Raw genomic sequence first — 210 nt, forward strand, 5'->3', positions numbered from 1 at the left:
TGCCGGCCTGGGCGACGAAGTGCGGATCACTGTCGACGTCCGAGATGGTCAGCGTGCCCGAGGTCGAGATGTCGGCGGCCGCGTTGGTCTCGGTCAGGTTCTTCACGTCGGACGACAGCACCGCGGCATCGTTGGTGCCGAGGATGTTGATCGTCACCGTGGTCGGGGTGCCGTCGGCGCTGACCACATTGAAGGTGTCGGTGTAGGTGG

Annotated in this window: 1 protein-coding gene; it reads right to left on the reverse strand. The window is 65.2% G+C overall.

Features of this window, described 5'->3' with window-relative positions; genetic code table 11:
* The coding region (locus EN818_RS34540; RefSeq protein WP_135906421.1) for a VCBS domain-containing protein at positions 1-210 on the reverse strand (210 nt) is incomplete at both ends.

Origin of the sequence: Mesorhizobium sp. M3A.F.Ca.ET.175.01.1.1 (genome assembly GCF_004791945.1) — a bacterium.
Classification (GTDB): Bacteria; Pseudomonadota; Alphaproteobacteria; order Rhizobiales; family Rhizobiaceae; genus Mesorhizobium.